Source organism: Streptomyces sp. NPDC107654 (assembly GCF_055639035.1).
On the sequence record NZ_JBVKBI010000007.1, the window covers coordinates 102,118 to 124,116 of the forward strand.

Sequence of the window (21,999 nt, forward strand, 5' to 3'; positions counted from 1 at the left end):
AGAGTGTGGATTTCTGTGGACAACCGAGCCGCCAAATCCCGTTCTCCACAAGGGAATCCGGTCAACCGGGCGCCCGGGGCCTGCTCCGTCCCAGGGAGTGAGACACTTTTCCCTTGACGCCCGCCGCCGGGTCCACCGTGACTCCCGCCGCGCCTGCGCCCTTAATGATCAGCACAGGTGGCAATTAGCGCATACCGGACCGTAAGCCGCGAATCAGAACACCCCGGAATAGTGATTCGTGAGCCGCGACCCCGCACCGGTAGCCTTGGCCACGTGATTGACCTTCGCCTGCTCCGTGAGGACCCCGACCGTGTGCGCGCGTCCCAGCGCGCCCGTGGAGAGGACGTCGCGCTCGTCGACGCCCTCCTGTCTGCCGACGAGCGGCGCAGGTCCTCCGGCGTCCGCTTCGACGAGCTCCGCGCCGAACAGAAGCAGCTCGGCAAGCAGATCCCCAAGGCCACCGCCGACGAGAAGGCCGAGCTGCTCAAGCGCGCCGAGCAGCTGAAGGCCGACGTCAAGGCCGCCGACGCCGAGCGCGACGCGGCCGACGCCGAGACCCAGGAGCTCCTCCTCAGGCTCGGCAACCTCGTCCACCCCGACGTGCCCGTCGGCGGCGAGGAGGACTTCGTCACGCTGGAGACGCACGGCAGCATCCGCGACTTCGATGCCGAGGGCTTCGAGCCCAAGGACCACCTGGAGCTGGGCCAGCTGCTCGGCGCCATCGACGTCGAGCGCGGCGCCAAGGTCTCCGGCTCCCGCTTCTACTTCCTCACCGGCGTCGGCGCCCTGCTGGAGCTCGCCCTGGTGAACGCGGCGATCGCCCAGGCCACCGCCGCCGGCTTCACGCCGATGCTCACCCCGGCCCTGGTCCGCCCGCAGTCCATGGCCGGCACCGGCTTCCTCGGCCAGGCCTCCCAGGACGTCTACCACCTCGACAAGGACGACCTGTACCTGGTCGGCACCTCCGAGGTCCCGCTGGCGGCGTACCACATGGACGAGATCATCGACGCCGACCGGCTGCCGCTGCGGTACGCGGGCTTCTCCCCGTGCTTCCGCCGCGAGGCCGGCTCGCACGGCAAGGACACGCGGGGCATCTTCCGCGTGCACCAGTTCGACAAGGTCGAGATGTTCTCGTACGTCGCCCCCGAGGACTCCCAGGCCGAGCACCAGCGCCTGCTGGAGTGGGAGAAGCAGTGGCTGACCTCGCTGGAGCTGCCGTTCCGCGTCATCGACGTCGCCTCCGGTGACCTCGGCGCCTCGGCCGCCCGCAAGTACGACTGCGAGGCGTGGATCCCGACCCAGGGCAAGTACCGCGAGCTGACCTCGACCTCGGACTGCACCGAGTTCCAGTCCCGCCGGCTGTCCATCCGGGTCCGCGACGGCAAGCAGGTCAAGCCGCTGGCCACGCTCAACGGCACGCTGTGCGCCGTACCGCGCACGATCGTGGCGATCCTGGAGAACCACCAGCAGGCCGACGGCTCCGTCCGGGTCCCCGAGGTGCTGCGCCCGTACCTGGGCGGCCGCGAGGTCCTGGAGCCGGTGTCCCGGTGAGTTTTCCCTACGGGCTCATCGCGACCGACCTCGACGGAACGCTGCTGCGCTCCGACGAGTCGATCTCGCAGCGCACCCGTGACGCGCTCGCCGCGACCACCGCGGCGGGCGCCGCGCACATCGTCGTCACCGGCCGCGCGGTCCCCTGGACCCGGCACATCCTGGACGACCTCGGCTACGACGGGCTCGCCGTCTGCGGCCAGGGCGCCCAGGTCTACGACGCCGGCTCGCACCGCCTGCTGACCTCCGTCACCCTGGACCGGCAGCTCGCGGGCGTGGCCCTGGCCAAGATCGAGGCCGAGGTGGGCCCGCTGTACCTGGCGGCCAGCCGGGACGGCCTCGACGGCGAGGTGCTGGTGGGCCCGGGCTACGCGGTCACCGGCAGGCTGCCCGCGACCCCGTTCACGGACGCCTCCGACCTCTGGTCGGCCCCGTTGAACAAGATCTACATCCAGCATCCGACGCTCGGCGACGACGAACTGGCCGAGGCGGCCCGGCAGACGGCCGGCGGGTTCGTCTCGGTGGCCATGGCGGGCGCGGGCATCGTGGAGCTGCTGCCCCTCGGCCTGTCCAAGGCCACGGGACTGTCCCTGGCCGCCCGCCGGCTGGGTCTGAAGGCCGCCGACACGATCGCCTTCGGCGACATGCCCAACGACATCCCGATGTTCGCCTGGGCGGCCCGGGGAGTGGCCATGGCCAACGCCCACGAGGAGCTGAAGGCCGTGGCCGACGAGGTGACCTCGTCCCACGAGGAGGACGGGATCGCGGTGGTGCTGGAGCGGCTGCTCGGCTAGCGGGCCGCCGCGTGCGGGCCTGCCGCGACGGACCGCCGCGGCCGAACACCTGCCGTGGGCTTCCGCTTCAGGGCAGGTAACGGGCCAGCGCCAGGTACGTCTCGGCGTCCCCGGCGGCCACGATCCTGCCGTCGGACTGCACCGCGACATCGCGCGCGTGGTCGGACCCGCCGGGGGTGAAGTCGGTGACCACCTTGCCGTCACCGTCGAACCCGGGGTCCAGGGTGCCGTTGGTGGTGTAGCGCGCCAGGGCCCAGTCGCCCCCGCGGCTGCCGGCGGCGACCAGCTTGCCGTCGGACTGGAGTGCCAGGTCATGGGCGCGCGCGTTCCCCGCGAACGCCGTCGTGACCTTGCCGTCGCCGTCGAACCCGGTGTCCAGGGAGCCGTCGGAGTCGAGCCGGGCCAGCGCGAACCGGCTGCTGCCGCCGGGAGGAGTGACGTACCCGGCGACCGCGATGTCCCCGCCCGGCACGAGCACCAGCCCGTATCCCTGGGCCTCTCCGCTGAAGCCGACGACCCGCTTGCCGTCACCGTCGAACCCGGGGTCCAGGCTGCCGTTCGTGGTGTACCGGGCCAGTGCGAAGCTCGGCCGGTAGCCCGGGTTGCCGAGCCCGACCCCGCCGGCGACGACGATCCTGCCGTCGGACTGCAGCGCCACGTCCTGGGCGATGGAGATGTCACCCCCCGAGAAGTGCGTGGTCAGCCGGCCGTCCCCGCTGAAGGTGGGGTCCGGGCTGCCGTCGGAGTCGTAGCGGGCCACCGCGATGTCACCGCCGGACTGGCCGACGGCGACGATCCGGCCGTCGGACTGCACGGTGACCGCGTAGGCGTCGGCGGCGCCGTCGTCGCCGAAGTCGGTGATCGTACGACCGCCGTCACCGAAGCCGGTGTCCAGAGCACCGTCGGGCTGGTAGCGGGCCACCGTGAACCAGCAGCAGCCCTCGGACCCGGGCCGTTGCGAGGTGCCCACGACGACGATCTTCCCGTCGGCTTGCAGGGCGACACCGCGGGACACCTCCTCGCCCTGCCCGAAGTCGGTGGTGACGACGCCCCCGTTCCCGAAGCCGCTGTCCAGGGTGCCGTCGGGGTCGTACCGCACGATCGCGAAGTCGGGGCCGGTGCCCTCGCCGTAGAAGCTTCCGAGCACGACCAGCTTGCCGTCGTCCTGTACGGCGAGGCCGTGCCCGTCCTCCGGGGCGGAGATGTCGAGGTTGACCACTCTTCCGTTGCCGCCGAAGGAGGGATCGAGGTCGCCGGAGGCGGCATGCGCGGGACCGGGCGAGGCGAGCAGGAGCGCCAGCGCCGTGGCGGCCGCGGCACCGGCCCGGACCGGCAGCCGCCGGAGGCGACGGAGGCGTCCGCGCAGGGAGGCGTGGAGACGGGCGGGGAGGAGGGAGAACATGCCCGCACATGCTAGGAGCGGCCCGACTGCCCGTATCAGGACACGCTGGCCATACGGCCGTACGAGTGCTCTGCCACCCGACATGCCCCGGCCGGGCAGTCACAAGTGGCAAATACGCTCATACTTCGGTCCGACCCAGTCGCCCGCTCGCCCCGGACGGCCTCGGTGCACACCGGTTGCCGGATTCGGCGGCCAGGCGATCACGCGACCACGACCGGTGAGCGAGGCGGGCCGTACGACTACGACAGCCCTGCCAAGTCCCGGTGGCAACGTCTTGCGGAGGATGCACGGATCGAACGTGCGCGGGCCTTCAGACCCGACCACGGTTTAGCAAACCGGTGCCTTACCACTCGGCCAATCCTCCGGGTGGGCGGTCCACGCGAGAGCGACATCGCGTGCTCGAAGCGACCGCCCCGGGCAGTCCCCGTGGCTCCACGGAGGGGTAGCGGATCACTCCGGAGCCGGCCTCGGACCGCCCTGTCGGGAGCCGGGCGTACTGCCGTGCATGGACATCGCCCACCTCCGCTCCCAGTCGGTGACGCCGGGACGATCCCGGCGGATGGTGCACAACCACTGTGCCCCGCCCCGGAGTTGGGCGCCACCGAATAAAACGAACAGACGGGCGACCGCTAGCGGCGGCGCCACCTGCGGCGCCGCGCCCTGCTGAAGAACCAGCCGGCCGGCGGTTCGTCGGCGCGCCAGGGCTGCGGCTCGGGCTCCTCGGCCCGCGGTATCCCGTCAGCCATCTCCGGCCTACCAGCCCTGCCTCCGCCGTGCCCAGTGTGCCCGGACCGAGGTGAAGTCCCCGTCAGGTCCGGGACGCGTCACTCCTCGCCCGCGAGCGTCAGCGACCGCAGCTTCTGCCCGGCGTACCAGGCGGCCAGCACGGTGACCGCGACCAGCAGCACGGTGGCCGTCGGCAGGCTCACCTCGGAGGTCACCAGGTCCCCGCCGGCCATCTTGTGGGCGACGGCCAGCGACCACTGCTGGACGCTGAGCGTCCGCGCCCCCGGCACCAGAGAGCCGAACAGCGCCTCCCAGACCAGGGCGTACACGAGCCCGAAGACCACCGCGTGCCGGGAGACCGTGCCGAGCAGCAGGAACAGCGCCGAGTAGGCGATGGAGGAGACCAGCGCGGCGACCGTGTAGGCGACGGCGATCTGCTGGCCGTTGCCGTTCAGGATCAGGCCCGCGATCAGCGTCGGCACCGCCGAGAAGACCATGGTGACCGCGATGGCGACGATCAGCTTGGTGAAGATGATCGTGGGCCGTTTGAGCGGCTTGGACAGCAGGTAGACGACGGAGCCGTCGTCGATCTCCGGGCCGATCGCTCCGGTGCCCGCGATGACACCGATGATCGGCACCATGGTGGCGAGCGCGAAGCCGCCGAGGACGTCCGAGGCGGTCTGGTCGTCGGCTCCGGTCAGGGCGCGGACGGCCACGGAGATCACGATGAGCAGCAGCGGCAGCGCGCCGAGGATGAGGGCCCGGCGACGGCCGAGCAGGGCCCGGTAGGTGAGCCGGGCGACGGTGGGGTCGTACATCTTCGGCCTCCTACGCCGCGACCAGGTACGAGAAGACGGACTCGAGGGACTCGTCGGACGGCGAGACCGTGAGCAGTCGAATGCCGTGGTCCCTGGCGACCTTCGGCAGCAGGGCGGTGAAGCGGCCGAAGTCGACGGCCTGGACGCGCAGCGCGCCCTCGGCCAGGTCGACTTCGATGCCGGCCGTGGACGGGTCGGCGATCAGCGCCGCCGCGAGGGTGCGGTCGTCGCTGGAGCGGACCAGATAGCGGTGCGGGCGGTCGGTCATCAGGCGGCGGATCCGGCGGAAGTCGCCGCTGGCCGCGTGCCGTCCGGCGACGACGACCTCGATGTGCCGGGCGAGCTGCTCGACCTCCTCCAGGATGTGCGAGGAGAACAGCACCGTGCGGCCCTCGTCGCCCATCCGGCGCAGCAGGTCCATCAACTGCATGCGCTGGCGCGGGTCCATGCCGTTGAACGGCTCGTCGAGCAGGAGCAGCGAGGGGTCGTGGACCAGGGCGCTCGCCATCTTCACGCGCTGCCGCATGCCCTTGGAGTAGGTGGAGATCTTCCGGTCCTGCGCGTACTCCATCTCGACCGTGGCGAGGGCGCGCTGGGCGGCCTTGTCGCCGAGACCGTGCAGTTCGGCGTTGGCGACGACGAACTCGCGGCCGGTGAGGAAGTCGTACATCGCCTCCCGTTCGGGGACGATGCCGATGTGCCGGTAGATGGACTCGTTGCGCCACACCGGCTGTCCGTCGAGGGTGACCGTGCCGGTGGAGGGGGCGAGGAAGCCGGCCATCATGTTGATCAGGGTGGACTTCCCGGCGCCGTTGGGGCCGAGCAGGCCGGTGACGCCGGGGCCGACGTTCATGGTGATGTCGTTGACGGCGACCACGTTGCCGAACCAGCGGGAGACGTGGTCGATGCTCAGCGTGGTCACAGTCCCACCTTCTTGTAGCGGCGGTTCAGGAGGCCGTAGCAGGCCGCGATCAGGCCCAGGGCGAGCAGGACGTAGACGATGCCCGTGCCGTCGGACGGGCCGACTCCGCCGGGGAAGGCCGAACTGCCGCCGAGGAACGCGGACTGCACGCCGTCGATCAGCGTGATCGGCGAGAACAGGCCGATCCACGGGATGGCGCCGGTGCTGTCCTGGGTGAAGGCGATGGCCTGGAGGGTGGAGACCGCGCCGTAGGAGATGGTGAGGACGGCGATCACGGCGGCGATGCCGAAGCCGCGGCGCGGGGTGAACGCGGCGATGACCAGCCCGATACCGGCGAAGAGCAGCGAGAGCAGGGCCACGGAGACCAGTCCCTGGGCGAATTCCTTGGTCTGGTGGGCGAAGCCCATCTTGGACAGCAGCGCGCCCGCGTACATCACGAGCAGCGGGGCGGCGGTGAGGACGAACAGGGCCGAGGCGAGCGCCGCGAACTTGGCGCGGACGTAGTCGGCGGTCTCGATGGGCCGTGAGAAGTACAGCGGTACGGTCTTGAAGCGCAGGTCGCGGGAGACCGCCTGGGGGGCCTGCGAGGCGACGTACAGGCTGATCACGGCCTGCATGATGATCGCGTACCGGGTGTAGGACACCGGCAGTTCGTGGGCCTTGGTGGCGACGGCGACGGCCACCATGATGGCGGCGGGCACGCACATCACCGCGAACAGCAGCATCGGCAGCACCTTGGACTTCGCCGAGCGGCCGAGGCCGTAGGCGCCGCGCAGGGACTGCGAGTACAGCGAGCGGCGGGCGTAGGCGCGGCCCAGGCGGGGGCCGTCGTAGCCGCGGTAGCCGATGTCGTGGATGCGGGACTGGTCGGCGCCGGCCATCGCCGGCGTGGGCTGGTCAACCGCCATGGCCGACGGCCTCCTTCCGCTGTTCGTCGTTGCCGGTGAACACCTCGGAGATGTGGTGCCGGCGCTGTTCCATGCGCACCAGGCCGAGGCCGAGGTCGGCGACCACGTCCCGGACGAGGTCGTAGGTCTCCTCGCCCGTCGCGGTCAGCAGCAGGATGTGTCCGGCGCCGGGCAGGCCGCCGGCCTCCGCGTGCGTGTCGACCCCGCGCGCGTGGAGCGCGTCGCGGACCGCGCGGGTGCCGTCCGGGTGGGTGTCGCTGTCGGTGACCTCGATGGCGAGGGTCGTCGTGGTCTGGGTGAAGTCGGTGGTGGAGCTGGAGCGCAGGAGCTTGCCGCCGTCGACGACGACGACGTGGTCGCAGGTGCGCTCCAGCTCGCCCAGCAGGTGCGAGGTGACCAGGACGGAGATGCCGAAGTCGGTGTGGATGCGGCGGATCAGGCCGAGCATCTCGTCGCGGCCGACCGGGTCGAGGCCGTTGGTCGGCTCGTCCAGGAAGACCAGCTGGGGGTCGTGCACCAGCGCCTGGGCGAGCTTGACCCGCTGTTTCATGCCGGTCGAGTAGCCCCCGATGGGGCGGTACCGCTCCTCGTACAGCCCGACATGGCGCAGGGTGTCGGCGGTGCGCTCGCGGGCGGCGGCGGGCGGCAGACCGGACATGCGCGCCATGTGGACGACGAACTCGGTGGCCGAGACGTCCGGCGGCAGGCAGTCGTGCTCCGGCATGTACCCGACGCGCTCGCGGATGGCGGCGCCCTTGGTGGCGACGTCGAGGCCGAGCACCTCGGCGCGGCCCTCCGTGGCGGGGGACAGCCCCAGCAGGATCTTGATCAGGGTGGACTTGCCGGCGCCGTTGGCCCCGACGAGTCCGGTCACACCGGGCCCGATGTCCACGGACAGCCGGTCGAGCGCGGTCACCCGGGGGAACCGCTTGCTCAGGCTTTCGGTCGCGATCACAGTCACGCATTAGAAGGTAGTGATCCGGACCACGTCCGTCGTCAGACCGGAGGGTCGTCTTCGGATCAGCCTCCAGGTGTAGGGGTCCCCTGAGGGACGCCCTCCTTGAGAGGTACGGGCCTCCCTATTGACGCCGGGTCTAACAAATGCGAGATTCGGCGATGCCAAGTTACGGGCACGTACGGCGACGATGGGGCGAGGTGGCATGGCGACGACGTCGACCAGGGAGCGCTCGGCGGAGCTGCGGGGTTTCCGGACCGTACAGCGCCTCGCCTACGAGTGCGCGGAGGCGGTCGCGGCCCGCCTGGAGCCCGGCGTGACGGAGCGTGAGGCGGCGCGGATGCAGCGGGAGTGGCTGCGCGAGCGCGGGGTGCGGGACTGGTTCCACCTCCCGTTCGCCTGGTTCGGGGACCGCACCGCGTTCACCGGTTTCCGCGTCCCGCTGCAGTTCTTCCCGACCGACCGCGCCCTGGAGCCCGGGATGCCGTTCATCCTGGACATGGCGCCGGTGTACGAGGGGTGCACGGCGGACATCGGCTACTCCGGCTCGCTGGGCGTGAACCCGGTGCAGGACCGGCTGATGGCCGACCTGGAGGCGCACCGCGAGCTGATCCTGCGCGAGGTGCGCGAACGGCGCCCGCTGCGGGAGATCTACCAGGACGTGGACCGGCTGATGGTCCGCCAGGGCTACGCCAACCGGCACCGCGCCTACCCCTTCGGGGTGATCGCCCACAAGGTGGACCGGGTGAAGCAGCGCCGCTGGTCGCCCCACCTGTTCGGGTTCGGCACACAGTCCCTGAAGGGGCTGGTCGCCGACGCGCTGCACGGCCACCGCGAGGGCTGGTCGCCGCTGTGGTCGCCGTACCGCTTCTCGGACCATCCGCCGCGGCCGGGCCTGTGGGCGGTCGAACCGCACCTCGGCTTCCGGGGGACGGGCGCGAAGTTCGAGGAGATCCTGGTGGTCACCGACTCCCGGGACCCCGAGGAGAGCGCGTTCTGGCTGGACGACGATCTGCCGCACGTGCGGCGCTGAGCGGAGGAGAAGTGACGACACCTTCCGAACCTTCCAAGGGGACACCGTCCCTGCCGGAGGACGCACGGGAGCGCCGGGTGCGGACCGGCGGGGTCGAGCTGTGCGTGGCCGAGCTGGGCGACCCGCAGCAGCCGACGGTGGTGCTGGTGCACGGCTACCCGGACAGCAAGGAGGTCTGGTCGGAGGTGGCCGTCCGGCTCGCCGACCGCTTCCACGTCGTCCTCTACGACGTCCGGGGCCACGGCCGCTCCACGGCACCCCGGCCGCTGCGCGGCGGCTTCACCCTGGCCAAGCTCACGGACGACTTCCTGGCCGTGCTGGACGCGGTCAGCCCGGACCGGCCGGTGCACCTCGTCGGGCACGACTGGGGCTCGGTGCAGTCCTGGGAGTTCGTCACCGTGGCCCGCACGGAGGGCCGTATCGCCTCCTTCACCTCGATCTCCGGCCCGTCCCTCGACCACTTCGGGCACTGGATCAACGCGCGCGTGAAGCGTCCGACGCCCCGCCGGGTGGGCCAGCTCCTCGGGCAGGGCGCCAAGTCCTGGTACGTGTACCTGCTGCACACCCCGGTCCTGCCCGAGCTGGCCTGGCGCGGCCCCCTCGGCAAGCGCTGGCCGACGATCCTGGAGCGGGCCGAACGGGTCCCGGCCGGCGACTACCCGACCGCCTCGCTCCCCTCCGACGCGGCCCACGGAGCCTGGCTGTACCGGGACAACGTCCGCGCCCGGCTGCGCAGGCCGCGCCCGGACGCGTACGCGCACGCGCCCGTGCAGCTCATCACGCCCCAGGGCGACGCGTTCCTCTCCGAGCGGCTCCACGACGACCTGGACCGCTGGGTACCGCAGCTGACCCGGCGTACCCTCCCGGCGAAGCACTGGGTCCCGCGCACCCGGCCCGACCAGGTCGCCGCCTGGATCGAGGAGTTCGTGACCTCCGTGGCGGGCGGCCGCCCCGCACCCGCCGCCACCGGGCGCCACGCCGAGCGGTTCGGCGGGCAGCTGGTGCTGGTCACCGGCGCGGGCAGCGGCATCGGCCGGGCGACGGCGTTCGCCTTCGCCGAGGCCGGCGCGCGGGTCGTCGCCGTCGACCGCGACGCCGAGGCCGCCGCCCGCACCGCCGAGCTGTCCCGGCTGACCGGCGCGGCCGAGGCCTGGGCCGAGCAGGCCGACGTCTCCGACGAGCAGGCCATGGAGAAGCTCGCGGAGAAGGTCCACCGCGCGTACGGCGTGCTGGACGTGCTAGTCAACAACGCGGGCATCGGTCTGTCGGGGTCCTTCTTCGCCACGACCACCGACGACTGGCGCACGGTGCTGGACGTCAACCTGTGGGGGGTGATCCACGGCTGCCGGCTCTTCGGGGCGCGCATGGCCGAGCGCGGCCAGGGCGGCCACATCGTCAACATCGCCTCCGCCGCCGCGTACCAGCCCTCGCGCGCGCTGCCCGCGTACAGCACCTCCAAGGCGGCCGTGCTGATGCTGTCCGAGTGCCTGCGCGCCGAACTGGCCGGCCAGGGCATCGGCGTCACGGCCGTCTGCCCGGGATTCGTCAACACCGGCATCACCTCCACGGCCCGCTTCACCGGCGTCGACGAGGCGGAGCAACACCGACGCCGGCAGCGCTCCGCCCGCCTGTACGGCCTGCGCAACTTCCCGCCGGAGAAGGTGGCCGACGCCGTCCTGGACGCGGTGGCCCGCAACAGGGCGGTGGTGCCGGTGACTCCGGAGGCGAAGGGCGCGCACCTGCTGTCCCGTTACGCGCCGGGACTGCTCAGGAGGATCGCACGGGTCGAGCCCAGGCTGTGAGCGTTGTCCACAACTTCGCCAATTCCCCTGTGGATAACCGCACTTGGTTGTGGATCAAACCTCGGGAGGAAAAACGGCCTGCGTGATCCGTGTCTCTCCCGCACGCTGGACCCATGGACGAACGCCGCACCGTGAAGGTGTCGAAGTACCTCTCCAGACATCTGCGCCACCAGCCCGAGAGGATCGGGCTCGCTCCGGACCCGGGCGGCTGGGTGGAGATCGACACGCTGATCGCCGCGGCCACCGCCCATGGGTTCCGGTTCACGCGCGAGGAACTGGACCACGTGGTCGCCGCGAACGACAAGCAGCGCTTCGCCGTCGAGGACGGCAGGATCCGCGCCAGCCAGGGGCACACCATCGAGGTCGACCTCGGCCTGCCCCCGGCGACCCCGCCGCCGTACCTCTACCACGGCACGGTCGCCCGGCACCTGGACGCCATCCGCGCGGAGGGCCTCCGGCCCATGAACCGCCACGACGTCCACCTCTCCGCCGACCGGGAGACCGCCACCCGGGTCGGCGCCCGCCGGGGCCGGCCGGTGGTACTGGCCGTGGACTCCGGCGCGATGCACCGCGACGGCCATGTCTTCCGCGTCAGCGCCAACGGCGTCTGGCTGACCGCGGCCGTCCCCCCGCGCTACCTGCGCTTCCCCGGGCCGCGCTGAGCGCCCCCGGGCGACGGGAGCACTCGGTGCCCTCAGCGGCGCGGACGGTGACCGTTTCGTCCGTCGTCGGCGGGGCCGCTTACGCTCGGGTCCATGAGTCTGCGTCTGAGCACCGTGATCCTGCCGTACCGCCGCTGGCACGAGGGCGGCCGTGCCGCCTGGGTGCGCGCCGAGCAGCTCGGCTTCCACACGGCGTACACCTACGACCACCTTTCCTGGCGCAGCTTCCGTGACGGCCCCTGGTTCGGCGCGGTCCCCACGCTGACGGCGGCCGCGGCGGCCACCGACCGGCTGCGCCTCGGCACGCTGGTCACCTCCCCGAACTTCCGCCACCCGGTGACCCTCGCCAAGGAACTGATCTCCCTCGACGACATCTCCGGCGGCCGCGTCACGCTCGGCATCGGCGCGGGCGGCACCGGCTTCGACGCGACCGCCCTCGGCCAGGACCCGTGGACCCCGCGCGAGCGCGCCGACCGGTTCGCCGAGTTCGTGCCCCTGCTCGACCGGCTGCTCACCGAGGACGCGGTGTCCCACGAGGGCCGCTTCTACTCGGCCGGCGAGGCCCGGAACATACCGGGCTGTGTGCAGCGCCCCCGGCTGCCGTTCGCCGTGGCCGCCACCGGCCCGCGCGGCCTGAGGCTCGCCGCGCGCCACGGCCAGGCCTGGGTGACCACCGGTGACCCCAAGCTCTACGAGACCGGCACGCCCGAGCAGTCCGTCGCGGCCCTGCGCGGGCAGCTCGGCAAGCTGTCCGAGGCCTGCGAGACCGCCGGACGGGACGTGGCCGAGCTGGACAAGGTCCTGCTCACCGGCTTCACCCCGGACCGCGGCCGGCCGCTCGCCTCCCTGGACGCCTTCGTGGACTTCGCCGGCCGGCACCGGGAGCTGGGCTTCACCGAGATCGTGATCCACTGGCCCATCCCGGACTCCGACTTCGCCGCGGACGAGAAGGTCTTCGAGCGCATCGCCATGGAGGCCCTGGCCCAGCTGGACTGAGCGGTGTGAGGGGCGGCCGTCTCCGGTGGGGGGTGGCGGGGGTGGCCGGCGGGCTCGGGGGCTGGTCGGCTCGGGGGCTGGTCCGCTCGGAGGTCGGCCGCGTGCCCGGGCGGTTACGAGCGGGGCGGGGCAGCGCGTCGGGTCGGGTCGGTCACACGGGGCGGCGCGTCGGTGGGGGCGTCGGCGTCATCTGCGTCTCATCCGTGCGGAGTCCCGCACGGCCGTGCAGGCATATGCGCGAGAATGACCGGGTGACCTCAGCGACCAGACAGCCCGGGACCCCTGCCGCCGCCACACCCGCGCGGCTGATCGCCACCGACCTCGACGGAACTCTGCTGCGCGACGACAAGTCGGTCTCCCCGCGGACCGTCGCAGCCCTGGCCGCCGCCGAGGAGGCCGGGATCGAGGTGTTCTTCGTCACCGGCCGGCCGGCCCGCTGGATGGACGTGGTCAGCGACCACGTCCACGGCCACGGCCTGGCGATCTGCGGCAACGGCGCCGCCGTGGTCGACCTGCACGGCGGTCCGGGCGCCCACCGGTTCGTGAAGGTCCGCGAACTGGCCCGGGAGAACGCGCTGAACGCCGTACGGCTGCTGCGCGAGGCGGCACCCGGCACGGTGTTCGCGGTCGAGCAGACGTACGGCTTCCACCAGGAGCCGGACTATCCCAAGCTGCACATGGAGATACCCGACCACCTCCTGCCCGCCGAGGAGCTGCTCGCGCCCGACGGCCCGGACGCCGACCAGCCCGTACTGAAGATCCTCGCCTACCACCCCTCCCTCGACCCCGACGCCTTCCTCACCCTCGCCCGGCTGGCCGTCGGCGAGCACGCCAACGTCACCCGCTCCAGCCCCAGCGCCCTGCTGGAACTCAGCGGCCCGGGCGTCTCGAAGGCCAGCACCCTCGCCCTGTGCTGCGCCGAGCGCGGCATCTCGAACGAGGAGGTCGTGGCCTTCGGGGACATGCCCAACGACGTCGAGATGCTGACCTGGGCCGGGCGGTCCTACGCGATGGGCAACGCCCACCCGGACGTCATCGCCGCCGCGTCGGGCCGCACGGTCGCCAACAACGACGACGGCGTCGCGGTGGTGATCGAGCACCTGCTCGCCCAGCACGCGGAGTAACACCGACATCCGGCCCGCCGGGCGCCGCGCACGGTCGCGCACCGTGGACGTCGTGGGCGTCGTGGGCGTCGTGGGTGCTGCGGGCGCCATGGGGCGCACGGCGGGAGGCGTCAGCCGACCGCCGCCGGCGACTCCGCCTCGGCCTCCCGGCGGGCCATCTCCCGCAACGGCCCGTCCTCGCCGATCAGCCGCTGGTACGGCCCCCGCTGGACCACCCGGCCCGCGTCGAGCACGACCACCTCGTCCACCGCGTCCAGCCCCGCCATCCGGTGCGTGATCAGCAGCGTCGTACGGCCCTCGGTGGCGGCCAGCAGATCGGCCGTCAGCACGTCGGCCGTCGCCAGGTCCAGGTGTTCGGCGGGCTCGTCCAGTACCAGCACGGGAAAACCGGCCAGCAGCGCGCGGGCCAGGGCCAGCCGCTGCCGCTGCCCACCGGACAGCCGCGCCCCGTGCTCGCCGACGAGCGTGTCCAGGCCGTCGGACAGCGAGTCCACCCAGTCCAGCAGCCGGGCCTCGGCCAGCGCTCGGCGCAGCTCCGCCTCGGTGGCGCCCTTCCGCGCCAGCAGCAGGTTCTCGCGCACCGAGCTGTCGAAGAGATGCGCGTCCTGAGCGCACAGCCCGACCAACCGCCGTACGTCGTCACCGGCCAGCGCGCCCGCGTCCACACCGGCGAGGGTGTACGAGCCCGCCTCCGCGTCGAGGAACCGCAGCAGCACCTGCGCGAGGGTCGTCTTGCCGGAACCGGACGCCCCCACCACCGCGACCCGGCGGCCCCGCTCCAGCGTCAGATCCACACCGGCGAGCGCGTCCCGCCGCTGCCCCGGGTACCGCGCGACCAGGCCCTTGACGACCAGCGGGAACGGCGAGGCGGGCGCCTTACGGGGGGAAACCGGCTCGCGTACGGGCTCCGGGGCGTCCAGGACCTCGTACACGCGCTCCGCGCTACGCCGCACCCGCTGCCGGTACCGCACGGCGAGCGGCAGCCCCAGTACGGCCTCGAAGGCGGCCAGCGGGGTCAGCACGACCACGGCCATCGCCACGCCGCCCAGCCGGCCGGTCGCCACCGCCTGGGCGCCGCACGCCGCGGTGGCCGTGACGGTCAGCCCGGAGATCAGCGCGGTCAGCCCGTCGCCGAGCCCGGTGACGGCGGCGGCCCGTGCGGCGATGCGAGTGAGGGTGCCGTCGGCCCGCCGGACCGCGTCCGTACGGGCCGGCAGCGCACCGGCGACGGTCAGCTCGGCGGTGCCGGTGAGCAGGTCGGTCACCCGGGTCGCGAGCACTCCCCGGGCGGGCGCCAGCCGCCGCTCGGTCCGCCGGGCCACGGCCGCGGTCAGCGCGGGGACACCGACACCGGCCGCGACCAGACCCACCGCCAGGGCGGCGCCGGCCTCGGGCAGCAGCCAGGCCGTGAAGCCGACGGAGGCGGCGGAGACGGTGAGGGCGACGCCGGCGGGCAGCAGCCAGCGCAGCCAGTAGTCCTGGAACGCGTCCACGTCCGCGACCAGCCGGGTCAGCAGATCACCGCGCCGGGCGTCGCGCAGCCCCGCGGGGGCCAGGCGCTCCAACCGCCGGTACACCGCCACCCGCGTGTCGGCCAGCATCCGCAGCACGGCGTCGTGCGACACCAGCCGCTCGGCATACCGGAACACGGCGCGCCCGATCCCGAAGGCCCGCGTCGCGGTCACGGCGACCATCAGATACAGCACCGGCGGCTGCTGCGAGGCCCGCGAGATGAGCCACCCGGAGGTCGCCATCAACCCGACGGCACTCCCGAACGCCAGGCTCCCGAGCCCCAGGGCCCCACCAAGCCGCCCCCACCATCGCCCGCCGTCCCCCCGGACCCGTCCCAGCACACTCCGGCCGCCCCGCAGCTCCCCCCGCCCCGGGCCCTCTTCCGGCCCCCCGAGCCGTTCCTCCTCCGACCCGTCGTCCAGCCCACCGAGCCGCAAACCCGTCGGCTCGCCTTCCAGCCGACCGAGTCGCGTGGCGGGTGGGCGAGGTCGGGGGTCCAGGGAGCGGAGCCCCCCGGGAGGCCCACTGCACGCCGGGCGCCCCACCGGCTCGGCCCCACCCGCCCCGGCGCCCCCCAGCCGTACCACCTTGTCGGCCACCCCCAACAAGGCCGGCCGATGCACGACGAGCACCACGGTCCGCCCCACCGCGAGCCTCCGCACCGCGGCCACGACGTCCCTCTCCGTCGCCCCGTCCAGCGCAGCCGTCGGCTCGTCCAGCACCAGCACAGGCCGGTCCGCGAGAAACGCCCGAGCCAGCGCAAGCCGCTGCCGCTGCCCCGCCGACAGCCCCGCCCCGTCCTCCCCGAGCACGGTGTCGACGCCCTCCGGCAGCGCCTCCACGAACTCCCACGCCCCGGCGTCCCGCAGAGCCCCCCGCACCGCACCGTCGTCGGCCTCCGGCCGGGCCAGCCGTACGTTCTCCGCGATCGTCCCGGCGTACAGATGCGGCCTCTGCGGCACCCATGCGATCCGCGACCGCCACTCCTCCAGGTCGAGCCCGGCGAGATCGGCGCCCCCGATCCGTACCCGTCCCTCGGTGGGCCGGACGAACCCCAGCAGCACGCCCAGCAGCGTCGACTTGCCCACCCCGCTCGGTCCCACCAGCGCCACGGTCTCCCCGGGCTCCACGGTGAACGACACGCCCGACACCGCATCCGCGGAACGCCCCGGATACCGGACACCGACCCCCTCGAACGCCACAACCCCCGTCGGCACCGCACCGCTGCCCGACACGGGTACCGGCGTCTCCAGCACGGTGAAGATCTCCTCCGCCGCCGCCAGCCCCTCCGCCGCCGCGTGATACTGCGCCCCCACCTGCCGCAACGGCAGATACGCCTCGGGCGCCAGTACGAGGATCACCAACCCGGTGTACAGATCCATCTCCCCGTGCACGAGCCGCATCCCGATCGTCACGGCGACCAGCGCCACGGACAGCGTGGCGAGCAGCTCCAGCGCGAAGGAGGAGAGGAAAGCGATCCGCAGCGTCCGCAGAGTGGCCTGCCGGTACTCGCCGGTGATCCGCCGGATGGACGCGGCCTGAGCCTTGGCCCGGCCGAACACCTTCAGCGTGGGCAGCCCCGCGACCACGTCCAGGAAGTGCCCGGACAGCCGCGACAGCAGCCGCCACTGACGGTCCATCCGGGACTGGGTGGCCCACCCGATCAGCATCATGAAGAGTGGAATCAGCGGCAGGGTGCCGACGATGATCGCCGCCGACACCCAGTCCTCGGTGACGATCCGCGCCAGCACCGCCACCGGCACGACCACGGCAAGACCCAGCTGCGGCAGATAGCGCGAGAAGTAGTCGTCCAGGGCATCGACCCCGCGCGTGGCCAGGGTGACCAGCGAGCCGGTCCGCTGCCCGCTCAGCCACCCCGGACCGAGCGTCCCCGCCCGGTCGAGAAGCCGCCCGCGCAGCTCGGACTTCACTGCGGCACTCGCGCGATGGGCCGCGAGTTCGGTGAGCCATGCGACAACCGACCGCCCCACCGCCACGGCTGCCAACAGCAGCAGGGGCAGGCGCAGTTCCGCAGCGGACTGCCCGTGCCGGAAGGCCCCGACAACCACCTCGGCGACGAGCATCGCCTGAGCGATGACCAGCCCCGCACCGACGGCACCCAGCCCGACGACCGCCCCAAGGAAGAGGCGGGTGGCGCGGGCGTACCGCAGCAGCCGTGGATCGATGGGTTTCACGTGAAACACGCCCTTCGGTCAAACATGCCCTTGGGCTCAGCGGGTGTGTTTCACGTGAAACACACCCTCCGCGGACTCAGTGCGCGGCGCCGGCAGCAGCGTCGGGAGCGAGGTGCTGCGTGCCGATCCGCTTGCGGAACACCCAGTAGGTCCAGCCCTGGTAGAGCAGGACGAGCGGTGTGGCGATCGCCGCCAACCACGTCATGATCTTCAGGGTGTACGGACTGGACGAGGCGTTGGTGACCGTCAGGCTCCAGTCCCCGTTCAGCGTGGACGGCATGACGTTCGGGAAGAGCGACAGGAAGAGCATCGCCACGGCGGCCACGATGGTGACCCCGGACAGCGCGAACGCCCAGCCCTCGCGCCCGACCTGGTTGGCCACGAGAGCGGCCACCAGGGCGACGACAGCCACGATCAGGGCGACCAGGCTCGTGCCGTCACCGCTGTCCGCCTGCGTCCACAGCAGGAAGGCGAGCGCCACGACGGCCGTGACCAGACCCACCCACCGGGCCAGCTTCCGTGCCCGTACCCGGATCTCCCCGACGGTCTTGAGCGCGGTGAACACCGCCCCGTGGAAGGTGAACAACGTGAGCGTCACCAGACCGCCGAGCAGGGCATAGGGGTTGAGCAGGTCCCCGACGCTGCCGACGTACTCGAAGTGCCGGTCGATCTTCACACCCCGCACGATGTTCCCGAAGGCCACGCCCCACAGGAACGCCGGGAGCAGCGAGGTCCAGAAGATCGCCGTCTCCCAGTTGCGCTGCCAGGCCTCCTCGGGCCGCTTGGCCCGGTACTCGAAGGCGACACCCCTGATGATCAGGCAGACCAGGATGACCAGCAGCGGCAGGTAGAAGCCGGAGAAGAGGGTGGCGTACCACTCGGGGAACGCGGCGAAGGTCGCGCCGCCCGCGGTGAGCAGCCAGACCTCGTTGCCGTCCCAGACCGGGCCGATGGTGTTGATCAGCACCCGGCGCTCGGGCCGGTCGCGGGCCAACAGCTTGGTGAGGATGCCGACCCCGAAGTCGAAGCCCTCCAGGAAGAAGTAGCCGGTCCACAGGACGGCGATCAGGACGAACCAGACGTCGTGAAGTTCCATGGCTGTTCCCTCGGCCTAGTAGGAGAAGGCCATCGGCTTGTCGGCGTCACGGGTGTCGCCGCCGATCTTCGTGGGCGGGTTGAGGTCGGCCTCGGTCAGCTCGGGCGGGCCGGCCTTGACGTACTTCACGAGCAGCTTGACCTCGACCACGGCGAGGATCGCGTACAGCGCGGTGAAGACGGCCATCGAGGTGAGCACCTCGCCCTGGGAGACGCCGGGGGAGACCGCGTCCCGGGTCTGCAGCACGCCGTAGACGACCCACGGCTGGCGGCCCATCTCGGTGAAGATCCAGCCCCAGGAGTTGGCGATCAGCGGGAAGGCCAGGGTCCAGGTCGCGATGCGCCAGTACCAGGGGGTGAGCTTCGGGCTGAGCGCCTTGTTCTTGAACAGCACCAGGTGCGGCACCTCGTCGTCGCCGACCCTCAGATGCTGCGGCAGCATGAACCTCTTCCGGGTCAGCCAGAGCCCGGCCAGCCCGATGGCGAAGGAGGCCATGCCGAAGCCGATCATCCAGCGGAAGCCCCAGAAGGCGACCGGGATGTTGGGCCGGTAGTCTCCGGGCCCGAACTTCTGCTGCTCGGCCTTGTTGACGTCGTTGATGCCCGGCACGTACGAGGTGAAGTTGTCGTCGGCGAGGAAGGACAGCAGACCCGGTATCTCGATGGCCACGCTGTTGTGGCCCTTCTCCACGTCGCCGTAGGCGAAGATCGAGAACGGCGCCGGCTTCTGGCCGTCCCACAGCGCCTCGGCGGCGGCCATCTTCATCGGCTGCTGCTTGAACATCACCTTGCCGAGCACGTCACCGCTGACCGCGGTGAGCAGGCCGGCGATGACCACGGTGACCAGGCCGAGCCGCAGCGAGGTCTTCATCTCGCGGATGTGCTTCTTGCGGGCCAGGTGGAAGGCGGCGATACCCACCATGAACGCGCCACCGGTCAGGAAGGCCGCGGAAAGGGTGTGGAAGGCCTGGGTGAGAGCGGTGTTCTGGGTCAGTACGGCCCAGAAGTCGGTCAGCTCGGCCCGCCCCTTCGCCTTGTCGATCCGGTAGCCGACCGGGTGCTGCATCCAGGAGTTGGCCGCGAGGATGAAGTACGCCGACAGGATCGTGCCGATCGAGACCATCCAGATGCAGGCCAGATGGATCTTCTTGGGCAGCTTGTCCCAGCCGAAGATCCACAGGCCGATGAAAGTGGACTCGAAGAAGAACGCGATCAGCGCCTCGAAGGCCAGCGGGGCGCCGAAGATGTCACCGACGAAGCGCGAGTAGTCCGACCAGTTCATGCCGAACTGGAACTCCTGCACGATGCCGGTGACCACGCCCATCGCGATGTTGATCAGGAAGAGCTTGCCCCAGAACTTCGTCGCCCTGAGGTACTTCTCCTTCTCCGTGCGCACCCAGGCCGTCTGCAGCCCGGCCGTGAGGGCGGCCAGGGAGATCGTCAGAGGGACGAACAGGAAGTGGTAGACGGTGGTGATGCCGAACTGCCAGCGCGCCAGTGTCTCCGGCGCCAAAGCCAGGTCCACGTCGTCACTCTCCTTACTACGCCGTGGTACAGCGGCGGTTTGCCCCCTTTGTTGCACGCATACGGGAGCAAACGGGACGCGCTTGTGAACGCGTTCACATTCACAAGCATTATGACGCATAGATTTTCGGCCGTGGAAGGGGGGTCCCCCCTTCGCCTCCCCGTCAAGACCTTGGCAGCGACTTCAACATCTTGTTGAATTGCGCGCCATGCAGATACGCATCTCATGGCCCGCGGGCAACATCACCGCGACCCTCGACGCACGTACCCCGACGACCCAGGCGCTCGCCAAGGCGCTGCCCCTCGCTTCGACCGCGCACATATGGGGCGAGGAGGTCTATTTCGACACAGGCGTCTCCGTTTCACGTGAAACGGGCGCCCGGCAGGTGGTGGAACCGGGCACGGTGGCCTTCTGGACGGACGGTGACGCGCTCGCCCTTCCCTACGGCCCCACGCCGATCTCGCGAGGCGACGAATGCCGCCTCGCGAGCCCGTGCAACATCCTCGGCAGCGTGGACGGGGACGCCCGCCTCCTGGCGACCGTGCGGTCCGGCGACCCCGTCCGGGTGGAACTGATCGAGGAATAGAGATGCCGCTGAGCTAGATCTCCTTGCGGAAGGCCTCCGCCACCTTCAGGAAGATGTCGTTCGCCTCGGCCTCGCCGACCGTCACCCGCACACCCTCGCCCGGGAACGGCCGGACCACCACACCGTGTTCCTCGCAAGCCTGTGCGAACGGCACCGTACGCTCCCCCAGCCGCAGCCACACGAAGTTGGCCTGCGTCTCGGGCACCGTCCAGCCCTGGGCCCGCAGCGCGTCGACCACGCGCGTACGCTCGCACACCAGCGAGCCGACCCGGCCCAGCAGCTCGTCCTCGGCACGCAGCGAGGCGATCGCCGCTTCCTGCGCGAGCTGGCTCACCCCGAACGGCACCGCCGTCTTGCGCAGGGCCGCCGCCACCGGCTCATGGGCGATCGCGAAACCGACACGCAGCCCGGCCAGCCCGTAGGCCTTGGAGAAGGTCCGCAGGACACAGACGTTGGGCCGCTGCCGGTACAGCTCGACACCGTCGGGCACCTCGGGGTCGCGGATGAACTCCCGGTAGGCCTCGTCCAGCACCACCAGCACATCCCCGGGCACCCGGTCGAGGAACCGTTCCAGCTCGGCCCGCCGCACCACCGTGCCGGTCGGGTTGTTGGGGTTGCACACGAAGATCAGCCGCGTCCGGTCGGTGATCGCGTCGGCCATCGCGTCCAGGTCGTGCACGTCCCCCGGCGTCAGCGGCACGCGCACCGACGTGGCGCCGCTGACCTGCGTGATGATCGGGTACGCCTCGAACGACCGCCAGGCGTAGATCACCTCGTCGCCGGGACCGCTGGTGGCCTGGATCAGCTGCTGGGCGACGCCCACCGAGCCGGTGCCGGTGGCCAGGTGGGACAGCGGCACCCCGAAGCGCTCGGACAGCTCGTTCATCAGCCCGGTGCAGGCCATGTCCGGGTAACGGTTGAAGTCGCAGGCCGCCGTGGTCACGCTCTCCAGCACACCGGGCAGCGGCGGGTACGGGTTCTCGTTGGAGGACAGTTTGTAGGCGACCGGTCCGCCGGCCGCGGCCGGCTTGCCCGGCTTGTAGGTGGGGATCCCCTCCAGCTCGGCGCGCAGCTTGGGGCTCGTCTCGCTCACCGCAGTCCTCCTCGCGACCACCGGCGGCCCGTCGACACCACCGGCTTCCAATACTCCTCACCTTAAGAGGATTCGGCCCCGCTGCGTACAGATGTGGGGCACCGGGAAGCGCGGACACCGTCTCGGGAAGCGATGGATCTCACGAGGCCCACCGGCATCAGGGGCATCACCACACGAAGGCGTACGTTTCGGGGGGCGCGCCGTACATATATCTATGCGCCGGTGGCTTGCGCCGTGGCGCGCGTCCCTCGTGAAGGTGAGTTGAGACCTCTTCGAGACATCGAGCCCATGGCAGGCTCA

At 71.5% G+C, this 21,999-nt stretch carries 18 protein-coding genes and 1 tRNA gene; 8 read left to right on the forward strand and 11 right to left on the reverse strand.

Annotated elements, in window-relative coordinates:
- Positions 1–273: 273 nt before the first annotated feature.
- Both serS and ACZ7N4_RS14960 read left to right on the forward strand, forming a co-directional pair.
- Complete coding sequence (serS, locus tag ACZ7N4_RS14955; protein WP_471358233.1) at positions 274–1,551, forward strand: serine--tRNA ligase; 1,278 nt, start codon at positions 274–276, stop codon at positions 1,549–1,551.
- Complete coding sequence (locus tag ACZ7N4_RS14960) at positions 1,548–2,345, forward strand: HAD family hydrolase (protein WP_471358236.1); 798 nt, start codon at positions 1,548–1,550, stop codon at positions 2,343–2,345. Before serS ends, ACZ7N4_RS14960 begins: the two co-directional genes overlap by 4 nt.
- 67 nt (positions 2,346–2,412) lie before the next feature.
- On the opposite strand, the gene ACZ7N4_RS14965 is transcribed toward ACZ7N4_RS14960, so the two are convergent.
- From ACZ7N4_RS14965 to ACZ7N4_RS14995, 7 genes are all read right to left on the reverse strand, one after another.
- Positions 2,413–3,747: a delta-60 repeat domain-containing protein gene (locus tag ACZ7N4_RS14965; protein WP_471358238.1), complete on the reverse strand. Its 1,335-nt coding sequence runs from the start codon at positions 3,745–3,747 to the stop codon at positions 2,413–2,415.
- 277 nt (positions 3,748–4,024) lie between these two features.
- Positions 4,025–4,111: transfer RNA gene (locus ACZ7N4_RS14970), tRNA-Ser, on the reverse strand.
- 265 nt (positions 4,112–4,376) lie between these two features.
- Complete coding sequence (locus ACZ7N4_RS14975) at positions 4,377–4,559, reverse strand: hypothetical protein (RefSeq protein ID WP_471358784.1); 183 nt, start codon at positions 4,557–4,559, stop codon at positions 4,377–4,379.
- Between the two features lie 12 nt (positions 4,560–4,571).
- Positions 4,572–5,291, reverse strand: a complete 720-nt coding sequence (locus tag ACZ7N4_RS14980; RefSeq protein WP_471358241.1) for an ABC transporter permease subunit — start codon at positions 5,289–5,291, stop codon at positions 4,572–4,574.
- 10 nt (positions 5,292–5,301) lie between these two features.
- Entirely contained in the window at positions 5,302–6,213 is a 912-nt protein-coding gene (locus tag ACZ7N4_RS14985; RefSeq protein WP_471358243.1) for an ABC transporter ATP-binding protein, read from the reverse strand.
- Positions 6,210–7,121, reverse strand: coding sequence for an ABC transporter permease (locus tag ACZ7N4_RS14990; RefSeq protein ID WP_471358244.1), 912 nt, complete (start codon positions 7,119–7,121; stop codon positions 6,210–6,212). Before ACZ7N4_RS14990 ends, ACZ7N4_RS14985 begins: the two co-directional genes overlap by 4 nt.
- The gene (locus ACZ7N4_RS14995) at positions 7,111–8,076 is read right to left on the reverse strand and encodes an ABC transporter ATP-binding protein (protein WP_471358787.1); all 966 of its coding nucleotides are present in this window, start codon (positions 8,074–8,076) and stop codon (positions 7,111–7,113) included. Before ACZ7N4_RS14995 ends, ACZ7N4_RS14990 begins: the two co-directional genes overlap by 11 nt.
- Positions 8,077–8,281: 205 nt before the next feature.
- Here ACZ7N4_RS14995 and ACZ7N4_RS15000 point away from each other — a divergent pair, with 205 nt between their 5' ends.
- The 5 genes from ACZ7N4_RS15000 to ACZ7N4_RS15020 all read left to right on the forward strand — a co-directional run bounded on the left by ACZ7N4_RS15000 (position 8,282) and on the right by ACZ7N4_RS15020 (position 13,693).
- Positions 8,282–9,109: a M24 family metallopeptidase gene (locus ACZ7N4_RS15000; RefSeq protein ID WP_471358247.1), complete on the forward strand. Its 828-nt coding sequence runs from the start codon at positions 8,282–8,284 to the stop codon at positions 9,107–9,109.
- An 11-nt stretch (positions 9,110–9,120) separates the two neighbouring features.
- Positions 9,121–10,911 (forward strand): SDR family oxidoreductase, encoded by a 1,791-nt coding sequence (locus tag ACZ7N4_RS15005; RefSeq protein WP_471358250.1) that lies wholly within the window; start codon positions 9,121–9,123, stop codon positions 10,909–10,911.
- 113 nt (positions 10,912–11,024) lie between these two features.
- Entirely contained in the window at positions 11,025–11,573 is a 549-nt protein-coding gene (locus ACZ7N4_RS15010) for an RNA 2'-phosphotransferase (protein WP_471358253.1), read from the forward strand.
- A 93-nt stretch (positions 11,574–11,666) separates the two neighbouring features.
- Complete coding sequence (locus ACZ7N4_RS15015; RefSeq protein ID WP_471358255.1) at positions 11,667–12,569, forward strand: LLM class flavin-dependent oxidoreductase; 903 nt, start codon at positions 11,667–11,669, stop codon at positions 12,567–12,569.
- Positions 12,570–12,802: 233 nt separating this feature from the next.
- Positions 12,803–13,693 carry a Cof-type HAD-IIB family hydrolase gene (locus ACZ7N4_RS15020; RefSeq protein WP_471358258.1) on the forward strand — a complete coding sequence of 297 codons (891 nt, stop codon included), beginning with the start codon at positions 12,803–12,805 and terminating at the stop codon, positions 13,691–13,693.
- 110 nt (positions 13,694–13,803) lie between these two features.
- On the opposite strand, the gene cydD is transcribed toward ACZ7N4_RS15020, so the two are convergent.
- The 3 genes from cydD to ACZ7N4_RS15035 all read right to left on the reverse strand — a co-directional run bounded on the left by cydD (position 13,804) and on the right by ACZ7N4_RS15035 (position 20,020).
- Positions 13,804–17,400, reverse strand: a complete 3,597-nt coding sequence (cydD, locus tag ACZ7N4_RS15025) for a thiol reductant ABC exporter subunit CydD (protein ID WP_471358260.1) — start codon at positions 17,398–17,400, stop codon at positions 13,804–13,806.
- A 76-nt stretch (positions 17,401–17,476) separates the two neighbouring features.
- The gene (cydB, locus tag ACZ7N4_RS15030; RefSeq protein ID WP_471358263.1) at positions 17,477–18,496 is read right to left on the reverse strand and encodes a cytochrome d ubiquinol oxidase subunit II; all 1,020 of its coding nucleotides are present in this window, start codon (positions 18,494–18,496) and stop codon (positions 17,477–17,479) included.
- 15 nt (positions 18,497–18,511) lie between these two features.
- Positions 18,512–20,020, reverse strand: a complete 1,509-nt coding sequence (locus ACZ7N4_RS15035; RefSeq protein WP_471358267.1) for a cytochrome ubiquinol oxidase subunit I — start codon at positions 20,018–20,020, stop codon at positions 18,512–18,514.
- A gap of 208 nt (positions 20,021–20,228) precedes the next feature.
- On the opposite strand from ACZ7N4_RS15035, the gene ACZ7N4_RS15040 reads away from it, so the two are divergent.
- The gene (locus tag ACZ7N4_RS15040; RefSeq protein WP_471358269.1) at positions 20,229–20,606 is read left to right on the forward strand and encodes a cyclophilin-like fold protein; all 378 of its coding nucleotides are present in this window, start codon (positions 20,229–20,231) and stop codon (positions 20,604–20,606) included.
- A gap of 13 nt (positions 20,607–20,619) precedes the next feature.
- Here the strand turns inward: ACZ7N4_RS15040 and hisC are convergent, their stop codons facing one another.
- Positions 20,620–21,699, reverse strand: coding sequence for a histidinol-phosphate transaminase (gene hisC / locus ACZ7N4_RS15045; protein ID WP_471358272.1), 1,080 nt, complete (start codon positions 21,697–21,699; stop codon positions 20,620–20,622).
- Positions 21,700–21,999 lie beyond the last annotated feature (300 nt).